The following is a 4,689-nucleotide window of genomic DNA, read 5'->3' on the forward strand; positions in this document are numbered from 1 at the left end:
CGGGGTTAGGCCCTAGATAAACAAAGGGTTGTATTTCAACAATGACTCCACAACGCCTAGCGACGCCACTTCACAGTCTCCAACCTATCCTACACATCATTTATCCAAGGTCAATACTAAGCTATAGTAAAGGTGCACAGGGTCTTTTCGTCCCACTGCGGGTAAGCGGCATCTTCACCGCTACTACAATTTCACCGAGCTCATGGCTGAGACAGTGTCCAGATCGTTACACCATTCGTGCAGGTCGGAACTTACCCGACAAGGAATTTCGCTACCTTAGGACCGTTATAGTTACGGCCGCCGTTTACTGGGGCTTCATTTCAATGCTTCTTCTTGCGAATAACATCTCCACTTAACCTTCCAGCACCGGGCAGGTGTCAGGCCCTATACTTCATCTTACGATTTTGCAGAGCCCTGTGTTTTTGATAAACAGTCGCCTGGACCTCTTCACTGCGGCCCCCATTGCTGGGGGCGACCCTTCTCCCGAAGTTACGGGTCTATTTTGCCTAATTCCTTAGCCATGAATCTCTCGAGCACCTTAGAATTCTCATCTCGACTACCTGTGTCGGTTTGCGGTACGGGTACTATTAACCTGAAGTTTAGAGGTTTTTCTTGGAAGCCCTTAGGTGCACTATCTCTTTGTCCGAAGACGCCGAGTACTATCGTATTTCCCCAAAACCCGTGGATTTGCCTGCGGGTCTTATAGGTAGGTACTTCAACGAACTATTCCGTCAGTTCGCGGCACTTTCATCACTCCGTCACCCCATCACAGTTAACAGTAGTACGGGAATATTAACCCGTTGTCCATCGACTGTCCCTTTCGGGTTCGCCTTAGGTCCCGACTAACCCACAGCTGATTAGCATAGCTGTGGAAACCTTAGTCTTTCGGTGTGCGGGTTTCTCGCCCGCATTATCGTTACTTATGCCTACATTTTCTTTTCTAACCGGTCCAGCAGGCCTTACGACTCACCTTCTACCCTGTTAGAATGCTCCCCTACCACTGATCCTGAAACAAGTTCAGGACTAGTCCATAGCTTCGGTAATATACTTATGCCCGATTATTATCCATGCTCGTCCGCTCGACTAGTGAGCTGTTACGCACTCTTTAAATGAATGGCTGCTTCCAAGCCAACATCCTAGCTGTCTGTGCAGACAAACCTCGTTCTTTCAACTTAGTATATATTTGGGGACCTTAGCTGATGGTCTGGGTTCTTTCCCTCTCGGACTTGGACCTTAGCACCCAAGCCCTCACTGTTATGAAACATTATATAGCATTCGGAGTTTGTCAGGAATTGGTAGGCGGTGAAGCCCCCGCATCCAATCAGTAGCTCTACCTCTATATAACTTTACGCATAACGCTGCACCTAAATGCATTTCGGGGAGTACGAGCTATTTCCGAGTTTGATTGGCCTTTCACCCCTACCCACAGATCATCCCAAGACTTTTCAACGTCAACGGGTTCGGTCCTCCACTATGTGTTACCACAGCTTCAACCTGTCCATGGGTAGATCACACGGTTTCGCGTCTAACACTACTGACTAAAGCGCCCTATTCAGACTCGCTTTCGCTACGGATCCGTGGCTTAACCACTTATCCTTGCCAGCAACGTTAACTCGTAGGCTCATTATGCAAAAGGCACGCCGTCACCCCACGAAAGGGCTCCGACCGCTTGTAAGCGTATGGTTTCAGGATCTATTTCACTCCGTTATTCACGGTTCTTTTCACCTTTCCCTCACGGTACTGGTTCACTATCGGTCTCTCAGGAGTATTTAGCCTTAGCGGATGGTCCCGCCAAATTCAGACAGGATTTCTCGTGTCCCGCCCTACTCAGGATACCACTATCTATTATACTCATTACTTATACAGGGCTATCACCTTCTTTGGCTCTACTTTCCAGTAGATTCTAATTCTTTGTACATAAAATCTCGTGGTCCTACAACCCCAAAATTGCCGTAACAACTTTGGTTTGGGCTAATCCGCGTTCGCTCGCCACTACTTACGGAATCACTTTTGTTTTCTTCTCCTCCGCCTACTTAGATGTTTCAGTTCAGCGGGTTTGCCCACCTATCGGTGTACTATGTCTTCAACATAGTGGGTTGCCCCATTCAGGTATCTACGGATCAATCGGTGTGTGCCCGTCCCCGTAGCTTTTCGCAGCTTATCACGCCTTTCATCGCCTCTGAGAGCCAAGGCATCCCCCATACGCCCTTATTTTGCTTATTGTACCAACATTCAATTAAGAATGCCGTTCTTTCTTTTGTTTACTATTAATAGTAAACAAAAATGCTTTCTACTTTTTAATATTTTTTCTTATCTCAATATGTCAATGAACTTTTTCTTTGCAGAATATAGAAATCAGATAGTAGAATATAGATCAATCTATCTTCTTTTCTCTTTTTTCTATCTTCTTAAAGATAGTGGAGAATAACGGAGTCGAACCGTTGACCTCCTGCGTGCAAGGCAGGCGCTCTAGCCAGCTGAGCTAATCCCCCAATTTTTGCATGAGTTTTTAGTTAAGTCATGAATTTATAACTCATAAAAATCTCAACTCTAGAATTTCTTCTTTTTATCCTGAATTTATTTCAGGATCTTTAAGTAAATAGTTGTCTCGGACAGACTCGAACTGTCGACCCCTACATTATCAGTGTAGTACTCTAACCAGCTGAGCTACGAGACATTAGTAATTGTCGTTGTTTTTTCGATAAAGAACTTCGTTCTAATTATCAATTATCAACTCTCAATTGGCAATTATCTGCTCTACTTAAATTGTATTATTTGAACTAACAGCAAGAGTAATAAATTCTTAATCTTTGTTTCCAATATCTCTTTTCGTCTTTTTCCCCAGCGTGTTGATAAATCAACTAACACTAAGGCTCTAGAAAGGAGGTGTTCCAGCCGCACCTTCCGGTACGGCTACCTTGTTACGACTTAGCCCTAGTTACCAGTTTTACCCTAGGCAGCTCCTTGCGGTCACCGACTTCAGGCACCCCCAGCTTCCATGGCTTGACGGGCGGTGTGTACAAGGCCCGGGAACGTATTCACCGGATCATGGCTGATATCCGATTACTAGCGATTCCAGCTTCACGGAGTCGAGTTGCAGACTCCGATCCGAACTGTGACCGGTTTTGTAGATTCGCTCCTGGTCACCCAGTGGCTGCTCTCTGTACCGGCCATTGTAGCACGTGTGTAGCCCAAGGCGTAAGGGCCGTGATGATTTGACGTCATCCCCACCTTCCTCACAGTTTGCACTGGCAGTCTCGTTAGAGTTCCCGACATGACTCGCTGGCAACTAACAACAGGGGTTGCGCTCGTTATAGGACTTAACCTGACACCTCACGGCACGAGCTGACGACAACCATGCAGCACCTTGTAATTTGTCTTGCGAAAGATCTGTTTCCAAACCGGTCAAACTACATTTAAGCCTTGGTAAGGTTCCTCGCGTATCATCGAATTAAACCACATGCTCCACCGCTTGTGCGGGCCCCCGTCAATTCCTTTGAGTTTCAAACTTGCGTTCGTACTCCCCAGGTGGGATACTTATCACTTTCGCTTAGCCACTGAGATTGCTCCCAACAGCTAGTATCCATCGTTTACGGCGTGGACTACCAGGGTATCTAATCCTGTTCGCTACCCACGCTTTCGTCCATCAGCGTCAATATATTAGTAGTAACCTGCCTTCGCAATTGGTATTCCATGTAATCTCTAAGCATTTCACCGCTACACTACATATTCTAGTTACTTCCTAATAATTCAAGTCAGACAGTATCAATGGCCGTTCCACCGTTGAGCGATGGGCTTTCACCACTGACTTATCTGACCGCCTACGGACCCTTTAAACCCAATGATTCCGGATAACGCTTGGATCCTCCGTATTACCGCGGCTGCTGGCACGGAGTTAGCCGATCCTTATTCTTACAGTACCGTCAAGTCTCTACACGTAGAGGTGTTTCTTCCTGTATAAAAGCAGTTTACAATCCATAGGACCGTCATCCTGCACGCGGCATGGCTGGATCAGGCTTGCGCCCATTGTCCAATATTCCTCACTGCTGCCTCCCGTAGGAGTCTGGTCCGTGTCTCAGTACCAGTGTGGGGGATCTCCCTCTCAGGACCCCTACCCATCGTTGCCTTGGTATGCCGTTACCATACCAACTAGCTAATGGGACGCATGCTCATCTTTCACCGATAAATCTTTAAATACATCTTGATGCCAAGGCGTATTACTATGAGGTATTAATCCAAATTTCTCTGGGCTATCCCTCTGTGAAAGGTAGATTGCATACGCGTTACGCACCCGTGCGCCGGTCTCAGAAAAGCAAGCTTCTCCTACCCCTCGACTTGCATGTGTTAAGCCTGCCGCTAGCGTTCATCCTGAGCCAGGATCAAACTCTTCATCGTATATTATGCGAAACAAATTGCTTTGTCTCTATTTATTTTTGACTGAAGATCTATCGGTTTTTTCAAATCTCGCGATTCTATTACTCTCTTATTCTTGTCTTGAAATCTCTTTCAAAACGGCTGTCAATTCAATATGTCTAGGAACGTGTTCTTTTCTTATTTCTCGTCTCGTTGCAACACTTAGCATGTTTCTCGAAGCGGGTGCAAAAGTACAACTTCTTTTTAATCTCGCAAGTGTTTTTTAAAATCTTTTTTAGAAAGTTTTGCTTTCTCTTTTCTTTTAATATAAACCCG

The 4,689-nt window shown here is 45.9% G+C and carries 2 tRNA genes and 2 rRNA genes; all 4 read right to left on the minus strand.

The features are described from left to right. Positions 1-2,222 (minus strand): 23S ribosomal RNA (locus ACEN2H_RS15475); the annotation flags it as partial. Positions 2,223-2,418: 196 nt separating this feature from the next. After that, a tRNA-Ala gene (locus ACEN2H_RS15480) sits at positions 2,419-2,492 on the minus strand. Positions 2,493-2,603: 111 nt separating this feature from the next. Continuing rightward, positions 2,604-2,677: transfer RNA gene (locus ACEN2H_RS15485), tRNA-Ile, on the minus strand. Between the two features lie 202 nt (positions 2,678-2,879). Further along, positions 2,880-4,395 (minus strand): 16S ribosomal RNA (locus tag ACEN2H_RS15490). Positions 4,396-4,689: the final 294 nt, after the last annotated feature.

It is taken from the genome of Flavobacterium sp. W22_SRS_FP1, assembly GCF_052113685.1.
GTDB lineage: Bacteria > Bacteroidota > Bacteroidia > Flavobacteriales > Flavobacteriaceae > Flavobacterium.